Annotated in this window: 12 protein-coding genes; 1 reads left to right on the top strand and 11 read right to left on the bottom strand. The window is 54.3% G+C overall.

Going from position 1 to position 17,829, the window contains the following annotated elements; translation table 11 throughout:
* Window positions 1-108 precede the first annotated feature (108 nt).
* The 7 genes from NYE29_RS14275 to NYE29_RS14245 all read right to left on the bottom strand — a co-directional run bounded on the left by NYE29_RS14275 (window position 109) and on the right by NYE29_RS14245 (window position 6,955).
* Window positions 109-1,401, bottom strand: a complete 1,293-nt coding sequence (locus NYE29_RS14275; protein WP_076114148.1) for a homocysteine synthase — start codon at window positions 1,399-1,401, stop codon at window positions 109-111.
* 241 nt (window positions 1,402-1,642) lie between these two features.
* A complete protein-coding gene (locus tag NYE29_RS14270) occupies window positions 1,643-2,149 on the bottom strand; it encodes a GNAT family N-acetyltransferase (RefSeq protein ID WP_076114153.1) in 507 nt (168 codons plus the stop codon).
* Window positions 2,150-2,325: 176 nt separating this feature from the next.
* Window positions 2,326-3,072, bottom strand: coding sequence for a GntR family transcriptional regulator (locus NYE29_RS14265; RefSeq protein ID WP_179091875.1), 747 nt, complete (start codon window positions 3,070-3,072; stop codon window positions 2,326-2,328).
* Window positions 3,059-4,072 (bottom strand): sugar kinase, encoded by a 1,014-nt coding sequence (locus NYE29_RS14260; protein ID WP_076114147.1) that lies wholly within the window; start codon window positions 4,070-4,072, stop codon window positions 3,059-3,061. The genes NYE29_RS14265 and NYE29_RS14260 overlap by 14 nt, the downstream gene beginning before the upstream one ends.
* Window positions 4,065-4,820, bottom strand: coding sequence for a 2-dehydro-3-deoxy-phosphogluconate aldolase (dagF, locus tag NYE29_RS14255; protein ID WP_340896466.1), 756 nt, complete (start codon window positions 4,818-4,820; stop codon window positions 4,065-4,067). The genes NYE29_RS14260 and dagF overlap by 8 nt, the downstream gene beginning before the upstream one ends.
* Window positions 4,813-5,925 carry a DgaE family pyridoxal phosphate-dependent ammonia lyase gene (locus tag NYE29_RS14250; RefSeq protein ID WP_340896464.1) on the bottom strand — a complete coding sequence of 371 codons (1,113 nt, stop codon included), beginning with the start codon at window positions 5,923-5,925 and terminating at the stop codon, window positions 4,813-4,815. The genes dagF and NYE29_RS14250 overlap by 8 nt, the downstream gene beginning before the upstream one ends.
* Window positions 5,903-6,955, bottom strand: coding sequence for an amidohydrolase/deacetylase family metallohydrolase (locus tag NYE29_RS14245; RefSeq protein ID WP_340899714.1), 1,053 nt, complete (start codon window positions 6,953-6,955; stop codon window positions 5,903-5,905). The genes NYE29_RS14250 and NYE29_RS14245 overlap by 23 nt, the downstream gene beginning before the upstream one ends.
* A gap of 231 nt (window positions 6,956-7,186) precedes the next feature.
* On the opposite strand from NYE29_RS14245, the gene NYE29_RS14240 reads away from it, so the two are divergent.
* Complete coding sequence (locus NYE29_RS14240; protein ID WP_340896463.1) at window positions 7,187-9,523, top strand: helix-turn-helix domain-containing protein; 2,337 nt, start codon at window positions 7,187-7,189, stop codon at window positions 9,521-9,523.
* Between the two features lie 28 nt (window positions 9,524-9,551).
* On the opposite strand, the gene NYE29_RS14235 is transcribed toward NYE29_RS14240, so the two are convergent.
* From NYE29_RS14235 to NYE29_RS14220, 4 genes are all read right to left on the bottom strand, one after another.
* Window positions 9,552-10,568, bottom strand: coding sequence for a glycoside hydrolase family 130 protein (locus NYE29_RS14235; protein WP_340896462.1), 1,017 nt, complete (start codon window positions 10,566-10,568; stop codon window positions 9,552-9,554).
* Window positions 10,569-10,570: 2 nt separating this feature from the next.
* Window positions 10,571-13,720: an alpha-mannosidase gene (locus NYE29_RS14230; protein WP_340896461.1), complete on the bottom strand. Its 3,150-nt coding sequence runs from the start codon at window positions 13,718-13,720 to the stop codon at window positions 10,571-10,573.
* 3 nt (window positions 13,721-13,723) lie between these two features.
* Window positions 13,724-16,027, bottom strand: coding sequence for a glycoside hydrolase family 3 N-terminal domain-containing protein (locus NYE29_RS14225; RefSeq protein WP_340896460.1), 2,304 nt, complete (start codon window positions 16,025-16,027; stop codon window positions 13,724-13,726).
* Between the two features lie 163 nt (window positions 16,028-16,190).
* Window positions 16,191-17,801 carry an extracellular solute-binding protein gene (locus NYE29_RS14220; protein ID WP_340896459.1) on the bottom strand — a complete coding sequence of 537 codons (1,611 nt, stop codon included), beginning with the start codon at window positions 17,799-17,801 and terminating at the stop codon, window positions 16,191-16,193.
* Between the last annotated feature and the right edge of the window lie 28 nt (window positions 17,802-17,829).

Genomic DNA, 17,829 nt, shown 5'->3' with positions numbered 1-17,829 from the left:
TGATTCATAATTATGAAGGAAACGGCTCCGCATAATGGCAAAGGCCTTGATAGCCTGCAGCGAAGCGCTGCAGGCCGTGACTATTTTCGTACAACTGCTGTGCTGTCTTTATTGCTGGCTGGCGGCAATCGCCTGCTCCAGATCATACAGAATATCGTCAATGGATTCCGTACCAATCGACAAACGCAGCAATTCAGGGGTTACACCTGCTGTTGTCTGCTCTTCGGCAGAAAGCTGCTGATGTGTAGTGCTCGCCGGATGAATAATCAGTGACTTGGAATCACCGACATTGGCCAAATGGGAGAACAGCTTCACATTCTCTATCAGCTTGACACCCGCTGCGGCTCCGCCCTTGATTCCGAAGGTGAGGATTGCGCCTTGCCCCTTTGGCAAATACTTTTGGGCAAGTGTATAGGAAGGATGGCTCGGCAATCCGGCATAGCTGACCCATTCCACATTCTCATGGGCTTCCAGATACTGTGCAACCTTCAGCGCATTCTGGCTGTGACGCTCAAGACGCAAATGTAAAGTCTCCAGCCCTTGCAGCAGCAGCCAGGAGTTAAACGGCGAAATTGCAGCGCCCAAATCACGCAGCAGCTGCACGCGGGCTTTGATAATATAGGCAATCGGTCCTACAGCTTCCGTATAAACTACGCCATGATAGCTTGGGTCCGGCTCGGTCAGCCCCGGGAATTTGCCGCTGGCTTTCCAGTCAAACTTGCCGCCGTCCACAATAACCCCGCCGATCGAGGTGCCATGACCCCCGATGAATTTGGTGGCGGAATGCACTACGATATCCGCTCCATATTCAATTGGACGAAGTAAATACGGACTCGGGAACGTATTGTCTACGATCAGTGGGATACCATGCTCATGGGCAATGGCCGCCACGGCTTCAATATCGAGTACATTTCCCTGTGGATTGCCGATCGTTTCGGCGTAGAGTGCCTTTGTCTTATCTGTAATCGCACTGCGGAAGTTCTCAGGATTATCCGAATCCACAAAATGAACCTTGATGCCCAGCTTGGGCAAGGTAGTAGAGAATAGGTTATAAGTGCCTCCATACAGACTGGCGGAAGATACAATTTCATCGCCGGCCCCGGCAATATTCAGCACGGAGAAGGAAATCGCCGCTGCCCCTGAAGCTGTGGCAAGCGCCCCTGCCCCGCCCTCAAGCGCGGCAATCCGCTGCTCGAACACATCGGTGGTCGGGTTCATCAAACGGGTATAGATATTGCCGAATTCCTTGAGCGCGAACAAATTAGCTGCATGTTCCGCATCACGGAACCCGTAGGAAGTGGTCTGATACAACGGTACGGCACGCGATAAAGTAGTTGGATCGATCTCTTGTCCTGCATGAACGGCTAAAGTTTCAAACGACAGCTTGCGGTCTTCTGACATTGGTATTTCCTCCCATTCATAATTGGCAAACGTTAACAATTTAATTAAGAATTGAAACTATTCTCTCACAAACCATGTCATTTGAAAAGAAAAATATCTCATTATTCCACTGTGTTTTATTTTGTATAGAGGAACTGTTGATTTAATCGCACTTCCTCCCAATGGATAACGCTTTCAATTTTCACTATATATCAGACTTTATCGCTATGTATCGGACTTCAATCGTAAGCGGCAATAGTGTCTAGCCGGCAAATTGATTTCGCCGCATATAGAAGTATACCAGATTGTCTACCAGCTCCTCACCTCTACAAAACCCCAACGCTGTCAGCAGGCGAAGGGATCTATCGTTCCCCGGATCAACTGTAGCTTCAATGACCTCAAGCCCCATCTCTTCATAACCAAAGGTGATCACCGGAAGGAGTGCTTCGGTCATCAGTCCCCTGCCCCAGAAGTCTCTGGACAGATCAAAGCCGATTTCTGCTTTGCCCTCAGGTCCGGTTGTCCAGCAATGATAGCCGCAGGTCCCTGCCAATTGATCCTGCTGCTTATCGAATACTCCCCAGCGGCAGCCCGAATCGTCGATGTGAAACTGGATAATTTCATCCGCTTCGCTAATGTCCCCGCAGGGCGGAATATCCATATAACGCGTTACTTCTTCCTCCGAGAAATGGCGGAATACCGCCTCACGATCTTCAATCGTCAGCAATCTTAACTTCAACCTGTCTGTTTCAATGACCGGGTAATTCATCTTCGTCAATGATCTCTCTCCTTCGCACTCACTTGCTGCACCAAATTCGCTGGAACTTTGCCTATCATTCTATCATATTACTCAGCGCTTATGGACCATCAGGTTTTTGTTATGAAGTATTTCCCGCATAGAAAAAAGACTCCCGCTGCAAGCAACGAAAGTCTGAGAGGAACTAATCAAGTGTCATAACTGACCAGATAATGATGAAGCTCTGTGTTATAGCAGCCGACGCTGTGTTCGATCAGCCTGCCTTCCCCATCGTAGGAGTTGCGCAGGCGCTTGAGCACATGCGTCCCCGGTGGAAGCTTCAGCAGCAGACAGACCTCAGGAGGTGCCGGCTCCACAAAAAAACGGTCCTTGAAGTTCTCCAGCACAATGTCGTTCTCCTCCAAAGAGTCATACAGCGACTGGATATCCGCACCCATTTCTTTGGCACCTCCGCCGGGCAGCGCGTCTGCTGTCAGGAAGTGTATCAGATGAATATAAGGCTGTCCATTCAGAATGTAGAGACGTTCGATCCGCTGGCAATACGGACCGTGGCGATGGTATTCCTCTGTACCGGCATCATTCGTAATGAGCTCAGACACCAGCAGTCTTTTTTCCAGCTTATGTCCCTCTTCTACGAGAAGCTCTGTAAATTTTTTGCCCTTGGAGAGTTTCTGATAGGAGGTATTGCGCATCACAATGGTTCCAACGCCGCTTTTCTTTTGTACATACCCCTCCTGGGACAGCTCCTGGACCGCGCCGCGGACCGTCATTTTACTGACACCGAATTCCTTTTCCAGCTGCGGCTCGGAGGGAATGATGCTCCCCAGAGGATATACACCGTGCAGAATCCGGTCTCTGAGGATTTTTTGAATTTGCTGATATAAAGGACCTTGCTTGCGTTTCAGGGACACGCGCCGTTCACTACCTTTCAACATCTAAGGTATGGTCTGACAACGCCCGGAGCACCTCACCCTCGGTAAAAAGTGCGGTGTCGCCTTGGGTGGTGTGGGCCAGCATCGCCGCCGCTGCTGCCATATTAACAGTTTGCTGCCACGGGTACTGCTGCAATTCCCCATGGATGATGGCACTGGCAAAAGCATCACCGGCGCCAATCCGGTCAAACACAGGGAAGGTTAGCTTACGGGAGAATTCGAATGTACCTTGATGATAGATATATCCGGTTAAGGAATGCGTATTGTCAGCATTAATCTCACGGTGGGTTCCCGCTGCCGTTCCGATTCCGAATCGCTTCGCCACCTCAGGAATTGCTTGCTTCAACTGTGTTATTCTATCATATTCTCCAGTTCCGATGCCAAGAATAAACTGCGCGTCCTTCTCATTCATCATCACCGTATCCGCCAGCTCCAGCAGATCTTCATAATGCGGGCGGGCCTTGGCATAGCCATCCGCACCCCATAGCCCCGGGCGGTAATTGCAGTCAAAGACAACCTTGCCTCCGGCGCTTTTTACCTCCGCAGCAAGCTGTTTCATCTGCTTGCGCACTCCTTCATTCATAGCCAGCGTAATGCCGCACAAATGAAGGACGTCTACACGGGAGGCAAGAGCTGCCATATCATAATATCCCGCCTCGGCGGTATTGAAGCTGCTGCCCGGCCGGTCTGTGTAAGTGACTCTGCCGGGGCGGGCTCCAAAGCCATTTTCCAGAAAGTACATCCCCAGCTGCTTGCCGCCCCGGCTGATCAGTGACGTATCCACCCCAAGCTTGCGCAGATAAGCGATCGCAGCTTCACCCACCGGAGTTTCCGGCAAGGTGGTTATGATAGCACCGTTATGGCCGTATCTGGCCAGTGCTGCCGTTACATTAACCCCGCTTCCGGAAAAAGAGTACTCCAGCCTGCTGCTCTGAACCAGCGTTTCATAGCCAGGAACCTGCAGCCGCATCATCACTTCGCCAAAAGCAGCAATCCTAGGCATACTGATCCACCAGCGATTTCATAGTTTCGAGCAGTCTGCGGACATCCTCTACGTTCGTATTCCCGGTCTGCGGGTCAATAATCGAGGAATAGACATGCGGGATGACCTGCGGCACGCCTGCCTGCAGCGCAATCTCCAGGATGGGGCCAAAGTTGTCCATGTCGATTCCACCCGTAGGCTCCAGAGCAAAGCCGGCTTCCCCGCAGGCCTTGGCAACCGCACGGTACTCCCCTTCCAGCTTCAGCCCCTGCATCGGATAATATTTGAGCGCATTGCCACCCATGTCACGAACCAGTGCAATGGCGGCATGAACCGGCACAATGGCTTGCGGCTCGTTCCCCGAGCTGATGGGACCGGTCGATATATTTACATAGCCCGGCTTTCCGCAGGGAGAGACCAGGCTGTTGATCCAGCTGCCTTGGGCTCCCAGATTGGCGCGGGTCGCCCCCACTGCCGGAAATACCTGATTGATGTGGCTTCCCGGATAGCTTTTGGCAATCTCCGCCACAACTGCCGCCTGCCGGTTGTCTCCGGCTCCCAGGCCGATGGATACGGCATCTTGAATAGCTTGACCATATTCGGTCATAGCAGCTGCCGCTTCCTCCGCCGTGGCGTAATTTTTGGAGAGCACACCTACCAGGACATGCCCCTCCGCTGCCGCATAAATCTCCTTGGCGTTCTCAATGCTGCCTGCCAAGACATTAAGTGCGGCTCTGTTCTTATAGAAGCGCTGCTGGATATTACTCATTCGGTTTACCCCCCACGATTTCACTTATTCTGCTTACGATGACCTGAAGATCATCCCCTTGCAGAGACCTTGGATCGATATCGAAATAGCCCTGCTTCACACCATAATCCCGGGTATACACCGCAATCTCACCTTCACGCAGCCCGTCATTGACGGTCTTGGCGTCCACCCCCGCTGCGGAGGACTCAATCTGGATGCGTCCACGGAATATGGCTCTGCCCGCTTCATCCTGCACGATGCGGACCGAAACTCCGGGCATCTCGGCCAACGGCTGAAGGCCCTCCAGAGCCTTTTTCTCCAATTCGCTGCTGTCGGCCTTGACCTGATATTCATTCAGGGCCTGGAGCAGCCCGAAGGTTGTCTCTTTGCCAACCTTCATGCTGCGGCCGATCCCGTGCAGTTGTACCTTTAGCCACTCGACATATTTCTTTTTGCCGGCGACAATGCCTGAGGTCGGACCTTCAATTGCCTTCGAGCCGCTGTAAATGGCAAGATCGGAATATTGAACATACTTCAGCAGATCCTCTTCCGCTGCCGCATCAACGATTAGAGGTACCCCTCTGCGCCCAGCAACCTCCCAGGCCTCTTCCACGGAAATCATATTCTTCTGGACGGTGTGATGGGATTTAACATAGAGAATGGCTGCGGTGCGCTCACAGATCGCCTGCTCAATATGCTCTTTGCGGCCTTCATTGGCGTATCCGGCCTCCACCACCCGGCCTCCGCCAAGGAATACCATGGTTTCGACCGGAGCTCCATACTGCACATTATGACCCTTCAGCATAATAATCTCGTTCTTCAGTACCGGCTCCTGATGCAGCCGGAGGCTGAGCCGCGGATCTCCGCCGGTCACAACGGCTGCCACCGACAGCGCGATGCCGCTGGATGCCGAATTCACGACAACCGCGCCTTCGGAACCTAGCAGCCGGGCAATGTAATCTCCGGATTTGTCCACAAGATCCGCAATTTCCACGTACTTCTGTCCGCCCTGCTTCATCGCCTCCATCACCGTATCTGTTGGTGCGGATACGCCAAGGATGCTCATTCTTCCACTGGCATTAATTACGCGCTTCAATCCATATCTAGCATGTAATGAGTGACCCATTTGCAAAGACTCCTTTAGCCTCAATATAATGGTGCGCGACCCGGACATCGCCTTCCGAGTCCTTAAGCTGCTTCTCGCCGGCCTCCAGGGCAAACAAGGTCAGGTTCGCCTGCTGGCCTACTCTGATCTGCCCAAGCCCCGGCTTGCCCAGCCACTCCGCTGCGCTGCTTGTGACTGCGCGGATGACCTCTTCCAGACCGTAGCCGAGATACAGAAATTTCGTCAGCACATTCGACATGCTGTACACCGGCCCGTTCAGACGGTTGCCCCGGTAGATATCTGTGCTGATTGTATTCAGCGCAATGCCTGCCGCCTTGGCCTGCTCTGCAATCCGGAAGGAGAAGCTCGCGGTGCCATGCCCCACATCCAGATGAACCCCGCGGGCGGCTGCATCCAGCAGCCCATGCAGCGGTGTGCCGTCCGCATGGAACAAATTATTGGACTTACCGTTAAGATAATGGGTGATCACATCACCCGGCCGCAGCAGCTCCAGCACTTCGGAAATAGCCGGCGGAGAGGAACCGATATGCACCATGAGCGGAAGCTTCGTTTCTTCCGACAGTCTGCGTGCCAGCTTGAGCGGCTCTATGCCGCTGTCTTTGACGACACTTTGGCTGATGCGGGCTTTCAGACCGACAATGAATCCAGGATACGCCGCTGCCGCCTCCAGGGCCTTGGCCCGGTCAATCCATTCCAGCTGCGACAGCTCATCTGTCCGTTCGAGCCCAATCCGTGAAATATTCAACAACGCAAACACTCGTGTTGCAGCCTTCAGACTCTCAGTATAAAAAGCCCCGATCCGGTCTGAACCGCAGCTTCCGGCATCCACCAGCGTCGTTACCCCCTGCTTCACACCAATATCATCGATGTCATCGCCATAGGGATCAAGCTCAGGCACGGCATGCACATGCAAATCAATCCATCCGCTGGATCCATATAACCCTGAACAGTCCAGCCCGGCCTCTCCTTCAGCCTGGCCTGGCGGTGTAATGGCGCTGATGATCCCGTCCCGGATGGCGATATCAACCATTCGCCCGTCAACAAGCTGCAAATTGCGCAGCACATTCTCTGTGCCCACTCTTCCCATCTCCTTCTTCAACCCGGATAGCAGCATATTTGAATTTAAACTTAACTTGCTGCTCCATATTAAAGATTATAATGTTATAATGTTTATATTAGCATAAGTTTGATCAAGAAGAGAACAGTGATTTATCATTTAAATAATTCTAATTTGAACATCTTAACGCTGGAGGGACGCATAATGGCAAAATCTGCACTCAAGTCATCCTTGCTCGCCAGATTCCGGTTAAACTGGAATCATCTCAAATCCAAACTGCTGATGAAGTATGCTTTATCCTATATCCTCATGTTCCTTATTCCTTTAACCGCCGTAACTATCTTCGTCTATGAAAACGCTGTAAAGGGCCTCCGTGTCGAAATTGAGCAATCCAATGTCAACCAGCTCAACCAGGTGAAGAACACTATAGATACCCGTATGGTCGAGCTTCAGGAAATTTCGGGCAGAATTGCCTATGATAGACATCTCACTCCCTACATGGTAAGACATCCTTACTACAGCCTGGAGGCGATCCAGGCGCTGGCGAACTACAAAGCCAGCAGCAGCATTGCGGAAGACCTCTTTCTCTATTTTCATGATGATTCCAACATCTATTCTTACCGCGGGCTGGCCGATCTTAATGTTGCGTTCAATACCCTCTACCAATTTGAGCACTGGAGCCCGGAAAACATACGTCAGGCGCTTAACGAGACCAGACAGCCGTTGATGCGTCCGGCGGAGAATGTGACTGTCAACTCCCGCAAGGAATCCATGCTGGTCATGCTCGTTCCGGTTAAACCGAATGATCCGTTCCCCTACGGGACCGTTGTGTACCTGATGAAAGAATCGAAGCTGACCGGCGTCATGGATTCGATTCTCAGGAATTTCTCGGGAAGCAGCTATATCTTCAGCGCCACCGGTGAGGTGCTGACCGCGAACAGCCACGGCGTCAACCTGCCCAAGGAGGAACTGAACACCTTGTCTACACTTGAGCCGGGCATACATAGTCTCGAGCTGGACGGTGAACAGTATTCTGTCGTCTCTGTACAATCCGAAGAAAATGGCTGGACCTACGTGACCACGATGCCAAGCTTCCAATTTTTTAGCCGCGTTGCCCATGTCCAGACCCTGATCCTGCTCGTCTTCTGTATTACGGTCATCACCGGCATAGCGGCTGCTCTGCTGCTGGCCAAACGCCAGTACCATCCGATCAAGGATCTGATGGAGTTCGCCAAGCTGAGAGGCAGCGGCAACGAGTCTCTCAAGCTCCGTAACGAATGGGAATGGATCCGGCAAACGCTTCATGAGTACAGTGCCAGAATTGATCTGCAGGAGCCGTTTGTCCGCAATCAGTGTATGCTGCTGCTGCTCAAGCACGGCAAGCCGGATGATCCCGAGATTGAACAGATGATTCTTAGCGCCGGCCTTAGACATCCGCAAGGACAAGACCTCTATTTCTCGGCCATCCTGTCCTGGGATAACACTGTGCCGGGCGCCAGCTCCTCGCATGAACGCCATCTGCTGCAGGAGATGCTCAGCAATATATGCCTGCCCGGTCCTGATGCCCAGATTTTCGGTGTTGAATTCTCAGCCAAGGACCAGTTTGCCCTGATTATTTCACTTCCCGGCGATGAGGACGGACCGGTTCAGAGCCGCATGGAGCAGGTTATTGAAGCTGTTCAAGCTGTGATTCGCGAGCACTCGCAGCTGGCGCTGAGCATCGGTGTCGGCATGGCCTACAGGGACTTGGCGCGGCTCAATCAATCCTTCATCGAAGCCGCTGCAGCGCTGGAGCACCGGATGATCCGGCGCAGCGGGCAAGTGACCTACTTTGAGCAGCTGACCGAGCCGAATCCGCCTGCCGCCGAGAACTTCTGGATTCCGCGCAAATCCATGCTGAAGCTGGAGCAGAGCCTTAAGCAGGGCAATGAATCCGTTGCCCGGCAAATGATTGCTGACACCATCGACACAATTAAGGATGAGCCGCTGCAGGCTGGTCTGCTGCGCTGCATCTGTTTCGATCTGCTGAACGCTTTTCTGCGCACAGCCTCCGAGCTTGGTATGGACGAAGTGTTCGCAGATATGCCGGGACTGACCTCCTTCGAGACTCTCGAAGAGCTGGAGAGCCGCCTGCGCTCTCTGGCCACCGCCATCTGTGAGCAGGTTGAGCGGAATACGGAGACAGGTGAGTCCACATTAATGGACGACATACTTGCTTACGTAGACCAGCAGTTCGCGGATTATACACTCAGCCTGGAGCATGTGGCACTGAAGTTCGCCATATCGACCTCTTATTTAAGCCGGAGCTTCAAAGAGAAGACCGGCAGCAATTTCTCACAGTATATCTGGCAGCGGCGGGTGGATGAGGTCATCCGGCTGCTGGAGAATACGAGCGCACCGCTTAAGGAAATCATTGAGCAGGTGGGTTATCTGGATGCGCCGAATTTTATCCGCAAGTTCAAAAAAGAAACCGGTCTGACGCCGGGACAGTACCGCAAGGACCATGCCTTGAAGGGAACTGCTGCGAAAAGACCGGTTTAAATTGGCCCCACTTTGTGGGGTTATTTTGCTACTGTGCTTCCTTCAGGATATGCTCTACCAGCTCATCCAGTGGAACGGTCGCGAGCGCAATCGCCGTGTCCGTTACCCCGTAATAGATGTAAAGCAGCCCGTCTTTGACTACATTTCCAGTCGGGAAGATGACATTGGGGATCTGAAAACCGAATTTCTCATAATACGTCTCCGGCTCCATAATGAAATTATGTGTCCGGGCAATGACCTTCTCCGGCTGCTCCAAATCCAGCAGCATGGCTCCTACACGGTAGACAATGTCCTCATCGACGCCGTGATAAAGCACCAGCCAGCCCTTGTCCGTACGTACCGGAGGTGTAGAGCCTCCGATCTTCCGCGATTCCCAGGATAGATTCCCGGCTGTGGCAAGCAGCTTGGGTTCTTCCCAATGGATAAGATCCTCGGAGTAGGTAATCCACATGGCCGCCTTCTCGGTTCCGTAGGCTTCACCCACGTATTCCTCGGGACGGCGCAGCAGCACGAATTTGCCGCCTATTTTCTCAGGGAACAGAATATTATCCCGGTCATTGATATCCAGCGGTGTCGTGTCCGCAACAAACTCCCAGTCCAGCAGATTATCCGATTTCAGAATGGATGACCGGGTTAGCCAATGCCCCTCCTCTTCCCCCCAGCCATCCGGGTATTCCGGAATGGAGCGCTCCGGGACACCCGCCCCGGTAGGATAATAGCTCATGGCGCAGGGGCGCAGGGCATAGTTCAGATAAAAGGTTCCGTCGATTTTGACAATCCGCGGGTCCTGCACACTGCCGTAAGGAAATCCCAGCATATCGGGCGTCACTATCGGCTCATCCTTCACGTGGGTAAAGTTCACGCCGTCCTCGCTCTCCAGCAGGCCCAGAAAGTTCTTGCACGGGGTCAGGGAACCTGCGGTGCGCTCGATCATATAGAATTTCCCGTTATCGATGATGACCGCAGGATTGAAGACCGTAACCTTTCGCCATTCATAACCGCCAGGGACGACGATCGGATTATTCGGATGTCTTGTGATTTGCATGTCTATTCCTCCTGCGAATAATGTTCATGGTATAGTTTGATGGTTTGAACCTCATAGGGTTTAAAAGAAAGCGGGATAACACCGCCGGAAGACTCCACGGGACCCGTCTCAGCCTCCAGCAGATTCACCCGGCAGGCGCGGATATCATCAGCCTTCCAGTTCAGCACGGCCGTATCTCTGCTGCCTGCGGATTCATACAGCCGGACAACGGTCCCGCTGCCGTCCTCTGCACTCTTGATCGTATCGAGCACCACATGCCCGCTCTGAAAACCAAGCCAGGCATAGGTACCCGGATAGCTGCCGGGATGAGACTCTTCGCTGACCGCCAGCAAGGGTTCGTTCAACTCCGCCGCTTCCCGCACAACAGTACTCTGACGCCATTCGCCAACGTGGGGATACAGAGAATACGTAAATTCATGTTCCCCCTGATCCGCATAGCGGTCCGGCCAGCGCGGGGCGCGCAGCAGCGAGAGGCGCAGCACTCCGTCATGGATGTCATAGCCGTATTTGCAGTCATTCAGCAGACTGACGCCATAGCCTCCCTCGGACAAATCCGCCCAGCGGTGGCCGCAGACCTCGAATTGTGCCTGCTCCCAGCTGGTGTTGCGGTGAGTCGGACGCTCCAGTGCCCCGAACGGAATCTCATACGTAGCCTTTGCGGCCACAATATCCACCGGAAAAGTAGCCTTCAGCACTTTGTGCTCCTCTTTCCAGCTTACGCGGGTCTGAAAATCTACCCTGCGGCTGTGCCGGGGCAGAATGATCTCCTGCTCAATCAGGGATTCATTCAGCTGCCAGCGGAATTTCAGCACCGTCAGTGCAGGTCCGCTGACCAGGACCTGCCGGTCCAGCAGCTTCGCCCGGCCTGCAGGCTGCTGCTCATAACGCGGGTCCAGGTCCCAGGCATCCCATAGAGGGGGGGTATCATGATAGAACTGCAGCTGGTTGCCGGTCTGCCCGGGCTGAAGCAGCTCCCGGCTGGCACTCTTGTCGTACCAGCGGCTGATTTCCCCGTCTTCATTAAACTTAAGAATATAATGCTCCGTCTCCCATTGCTCCGGGAAGGCTTCTCCGGCGCTGAGTTGTCCCTGAGGCTCATGCCGTCCGCCGGCTTGTTCCGCTTCCCGCAGCCAGAATGTCCGACAGCCAAAGGCGGGGACCCTGCGGACCCGGACTGCCAGCGTATAGCTGCCGCCGGCCCCATCCGTGTTCCAGCATTCGCTATCCAGCAAGCCGTCTTCATCGAACGCCTGCACCGCAGTCAGACTGCTGTCCCCCTCAAGCCGGATCAGCTCCGTCCGCTCCCAGCCCAGGCTGTTGAAGACTACATAGGGACGGCCCTCCCCCGAAGTATCCACTCCGCTTGCCAATGCACGGAGTGAAGTGTCCAGCACCTGCTGGCCCAGGCTGAATATTTCCGCGTATTGCTCCCGCGAGGTGGTGTACACTTCCGGAATTGAAGTACCCGGGATGATGTCATGGAACTGATTAAGCAGCAGCAGCTTCCATCCTTCGGCAAGCTCCGGATATTCCGGTTCCAGATGCTTCAGAAGCCCGCTCTTTTCCGCGAGCACACTCCAGATCTCTGCTTGCCGGTACAGGACCTCCGCTTTGCGGTTGCTGCGTTTATTAAAGGCATGTGTAGTGAACGTTCCCCGGTGAAGCTCCAGATAGAGGTCGCCGTGCCACGCGGGAAGCTCCGGCTGGCGCAAGCTGATCTCCGAGAAAAAAGCCTCCGCAGTAGAGAATCTGCTGACTGGCTGGCCCGGCGTCAGGCCGGTACGGGCCACGTATTCCAGCATTTCATGGGTGACCCCTCCTCCGCCGTCACCGTGGCCATAAAGCAGCATCAGCTCATCATGCCGGTCCTTCTGGGCATAGGCCTGCCAGTGCTCCTGGACATCCTTCGGATGGGTATGCTCGTTTACCCCGTGGTTCTGATAGGCCACGATCTTCGTTCCGTCAATGCCGACCCAGTGGAACAGCGTATGCGGGAAGGGATTGGTATCATTCCAGCCAAGCTTGGTAGTCATGAAATAATCAATTCCAGCCTGCTTCAACAGTTGTGGCAGAGAAGCGCAATAGCCGAAGGTATCAGGCAGCCATTCAATCGTGGACCGCTTGCCGAATTCCTTCATATAGAAGCCCTGACCATACAGCATCTGCCGCACCAGTGATTCCCCGCTGGGGATGTTCAAATCCGGTTCCACCCACATACCTCCGACCAATTCCCACCGCCCCTCGGCAATCCGTTCCTTAATCCGTTCGTACAGCTGCGGATAGTTCGCCTTAGCAAAGGCATACAGCTGTGGCTGGCTCTGGGAGTAGCGGAAGTCCGGATACTTATCCATCAATGCGCAGACCGTAGAGAAGGTCCGGCTGACCTTGCGTACCGTTTCCCGGACCGGCCACAGCCAGGCAATATCAATATGAGACTGGCCGACCATGTGCATCGTTCCGGCGGACAGCCCTTCTGGCCTTTCCGCCGCTACCTCCACCCGCAGCTGCTGTTCAGCACCTGCGACGGTATTGCCGTCATGGAGCAGATGCTCCTTCATGTAGAGCGTGTCCATCGCCCGCTCCATCGCCTTCAGGATACGTATGCGGCGCCCGTCCTCTGCAGGCAGCAGCAGGGCCGCTTCATGCGCCGTCTTCACCGTATGCAGCAGGCTGTATACGGGAGGATTTACACGCACGAGTGTGATTTCAATCCCGGTCAGCGGCGGCTTAATCACCGCCTGGCGGTTCAGGGGATCCTCCGGCTCAGGCACCGGATCATACAGCTCGATGCCGAGCTGAAGCTCATCTCCTGCAGCGCCGGGAGGCAGAGGAATGAACCAATGATTGCTGTCCAGGCCATGGTGCGGCACTCCATTAATACTCAGGAGGCCTTCCCCGCGGCCCAGATAGAGCAGTGCAGTCTCTTCGCGCGGCCAGCCTTCCGGAACCGCGACCTGATGCTGAAGGAAGTACGTGGTACCATAGCCTCCGCCGAGCCGTGAAATCTTGTAATTCTGATGAAGCTCCTCTTCGTGCTCGTATACGCCGGGTGAAATGTAGCAGGATTTGCGCATACTCCATTCCTTAAGTTCTATCTTCTCCGCCCACTGCCTCTTGGCCAGCCAGCCGATAAAACGGTTCATACGCTTCATGGCTCAGCCCTCCTCCCTGACATGGAGCGGTGCCGTCAAATATTCTGCAGAGTGAGGCCCCGCCATGATCGTAAATTCCCCTGGCTCCACGATCCGCGTTAAATCTGCCGATACGTATTCCAGCTGCTCCCTGCCGACCCTGAACGTAACCGTCTGTGTGTCTCCCGGCTGGAGGCTGATCTTGCGGAAGGCCTTAAGCTGCTTCTCAGGACGGGTTATGCTGGAGGCCAGATCTGAAATATACAGCTGAACCACCTCGCTCCCCGCCCGGGCACTTGAATTGGTTACATCAACGGATACACGCGCTTCATCATCTGCAGAAATGACGGCGGGCTCCACCTTCAAGTTGCTGTATTTGAATTCGCTGAAGCTAAGTCCGTAGCCGAACGGATACTCGGCATTAAAGTCCGTCTCCAGGTACCGTTTGCCTCTCGTCCGCCGCTTGTAGTAATACACGGGGAGCTGACCGGCATGCTTCGGAATACTGATGGTCAGCCGCCCGGAAGGGTTCACTGCGCCGAAGAGAATATCGGCAATGGCGTGTCCGCCTTCCTGACCGGGGTACCAGGCTTCCAGAATGGCATCGGCATGCTCTACAATCCATGGCTCGGCAATCGGACGGCCATTGATATAGACCACAATCAGCGGCTTACCCAGCTTATGGATTTCCTGCACCAGCTCAAGCTGCACGCCCATCAGATTCAGTGTGGCACGGTCAATGCCCTCGCCGCACTCCATATCGCTCCAGGAATGTTCGGTCACGACAGAAGCACCGGTGAGCAGATCAATCGTCCCTTCGCCAAAGTCTCGGCTACTTGAGCCGCCAATCGCCATCACAACGGCATCCGCCTCGGCTGCACAGGCCAGCGCATGCGCGAAGCCTTCCCGGGAATCGCCTTTAATCCGGCAGCCCGGAGCATACAGCACTCTGTCCAGCCCGCCGCCCAGCGCATTTCGAATCCCGTCCAGCACAGTGACAATAGCGCCTTTGGGCTGAGGCGAGGTATAATCGCCCAGCTGATTGTACGATGCATCCGCATTGGGTCCTATAACTGCGAGCTTCCCGATCACCTTGCTTAGCGGCAGCGTTCCGCCCTCATTCTTCAGCATAACAATGCTCTCGCCGGCAATACGCCGCGCCAGTTCCCGGTGCTCCGGCTTGCCTATCGTCCGCTCGGCCTGCTCAGGATCGGCAAAGGGACGGTCGAACAACCCAAGCTTGAACTTCAGCTCCAGAATCCGGGCAGCAGCGCGATCCAGGTCGGACTCCTGCAGCCGTCCATGATGGATAGCGCTGGAAATATGCTTCTCGAACATCTCCCCCGACATCTCCATATCGATTCCGGCCAGCAGCGCCTGGGCCACCGCCGCTTCCCCGCTGTCCGCTGTGTTATGCCCGTTCGTCAGCATGCCCAGCGCTCCGCAATCCGTGATCACGAACCCGTCAAAGCCCCATTGTTCCCGCAGCACATCCTGCAGAAGATAACGGTTCGTCGTGCAAGGAACACCGTCAATTTCATTGTAAGCGGTCATAATAGACAAAGCTCCGGCTTCCACCGCTTTACGGAAGGGCAGCAGATCCACCTCATGCAGCTCGCGGAGCCCCATATGCACAGGCGCGGAATTCCGTCCGCCTTCCGAGCTGCCATAGGCGGCGAAATGCTTCAGAGTCGCCAGAACGGAGTCATCTGCATCCAGCCGGTCGCCCTGCAATCCCTTTACCGCCTCCACTCCCATCGCGGCAATCAGGAACGGGTCTTCGCCAAAAGTCTCCTCTGTCCGCCCCCAACGCGGATCCCGTACCACATCCAGCACCGGCGAATAGGTCGCCGCTCCGCCCTGGCTGCGGGTCTCGAGTGCCACTACCCGGCACATCTCCCGGTATAATTCGGGATTCCACATACTACCCAGGGCCAGCGGCACTGGAAATACAGTCGCACCAATAGCCATATGCCCGTGTGAGCATTCCTCGCCGAACAGGATCGGAATGCCAAGACGGCTCTCCTTCATGGCATAAGCCTGAATGGCATTAACCGCCTCCGCCCCCTCCTTCGGGGACAAGCCCGTCTCCAGTGTGACGCCAGTCCATGGATCTGCACGCAGAGTTCCATACAAAGAGCCAACGCCTCCGCTTGCGACCTGTCGTTTGAAGGCTTCCGTCATACCCGTGGTTCCGTCCGGACGCTTCTCATAACATTGCCACCCGAAAGGCTGGACTAATTGCCCAGCCTTCTCTCCAAGTGTCATTCGCTGCAACAGGTCCTGTACCCGATCCGCCACAGGGCTTGTTTTATCCTTATAGATCATTTCTACAGCACCTTTCTGCAATAGACAATCATTCCGCTCTTTGGCGGCACTTCAGAGGATGAAATTTCGAAGAAGATAGCCCTCAATTTGGCTTCGCCAAATTCGAGGCTTCCATAACAATGTCCTTAGTATGGACACTGTTATTTCAGGATAGAGACCTGAATTAGTTGGATTTCCAGCGGTCATATGCAGCCTGATTGATCTCGGCCACACGCTCACCGCCCATTTTCTTGACAGTCGCCACATAATTATCCCAGCCGGAGAGCGGCTCGGCACCGGTGATGAACTTCGCTTCCATCTGCTTCACATACGTGCTCAGATCCGAATTCAGACTGCTGATTTCGGTTTGCTCTTCCACGGTGAGGAACAAGGCCGGGAACGGAATCCGCGCTCCCTTATCGAGAAGCTTTTGCTTAGTCTCCTGCTCCACCCAAAGGTCAAAGTCCGTCTTCAGACCCTTGTTGATATCATCCATGGAGAGGGTTGGGGCCGGGATGCCGTAGTTAGGCGTCAAGGTCGCCCGGTAATCTTCCATTTCCTTGCCGTCTGGTACAGGCAGGTACTCCTTGACTCTATTTTCTTTATCAGTGTAATTCCAGAGTGTTCCCTCCGGCCCTTTATTGAAGAACAGCGCGCCTTCATAGGAATACAGATAATCTACCCAACGGATGGAGGCTTCAGGCTGCGGGTTGCTCTCAGAGATGGCGAACGCGCCGGTAGTAATCCCTCTGTTCTTGGCAATCGCCGGGGCGGCAACCGATTCGCTGTGAACCGGCGCAAACATCGGATCTGCCGTCGAAGGCTCTCCGCCTTTAGTCATATAAGCATGCCAGTCGGAGAACAGGGCAACACGGTTGTCCTGCGCCTTAGCCTTTTTCTGCTCTGCGGTCTGCGAGAAGCTCTCTTGATCCAGCAGTTCTTCGGACCACAGACGGTTCATGTAGGTCAAATACTCCTTAAAACCTGCCTCAAGCGGTGTATAATGCACCGTGTCGTTGTCATCCACGTAGATTTCTTCCTCATAGATGCCGAAAGCGCCCAGCAGCCATGTGCGGATATCGCGGAGATTCGCTGCGGTTGTCGTCACCGAGGAGATGGGAATTTCGTCTGCGACGCCGTTGCCGTTCGGATCTTCCTCCTTCACACGCTTCAGATAGGTATACAGCTCTTCGGTCGTTTCAGGAAGCTTGTCAATATTCAGCGCCTTGAGGAAATCCCCGTTATACCACATCGGGTTGCGGTACCAGTGCTGGCTGAGCTCCACCACAGGCAAGGAATAGATATGCCCGTCCGGTGCTGTAATCGACTTGCGGACATCGGGATTCTCCTCCAGCAGCGCCTTGAAGTTCGGGGCATATTCATCAATCAGATCCTCCAGGGGAATCAGGATACCCTGTTCTCCATAATTCATCTGTTCTGCAGTCGTCAGACCGGCAGCATAAAAAATATCCGGGTAATCCCCGCTCGCAAACACCAGATTCTTTTTGGTCTCAAAGCTGTCCTTCGGCGCATTCTGGTATTCCAGCGTAATGCCGGTAAGCTCCTGCATCTGCTGAAGCACAGCCATGTTTTCCCAGTTCTGAATCCCTACATCCGGTGCCAGCATCGTTAACGTAACGGGTCCACTTACAATCGGAAATCCTTCCTTGCTCACAGTGACTTCTGAGGTACCGCTGTTCGCTGCCCCTTCTTTCGAATTGCCGCAGCCTGCCAGCAGTGTCAGGATCACAGCCGAAGACAGCAGAAGCTTCCATGGTTTGCGTGTGGTCTGCATAGATGATTCCTCCCTTATTATCATTACA

This window comes from Paenibacillus sp. FSL M7-1046 (assembly GCF_038007405.1).
Lineage (GTDB): Bacteria > Bacillota > Bacilli > Paenibacillales > Paenibacillaceae > Paenibacillus_AQ.
The sequence above is the reverse complement of the archived record's forward strand: the minus strand, read 5'-3'. Positions and strand labels throughout refer to the sequence as shown.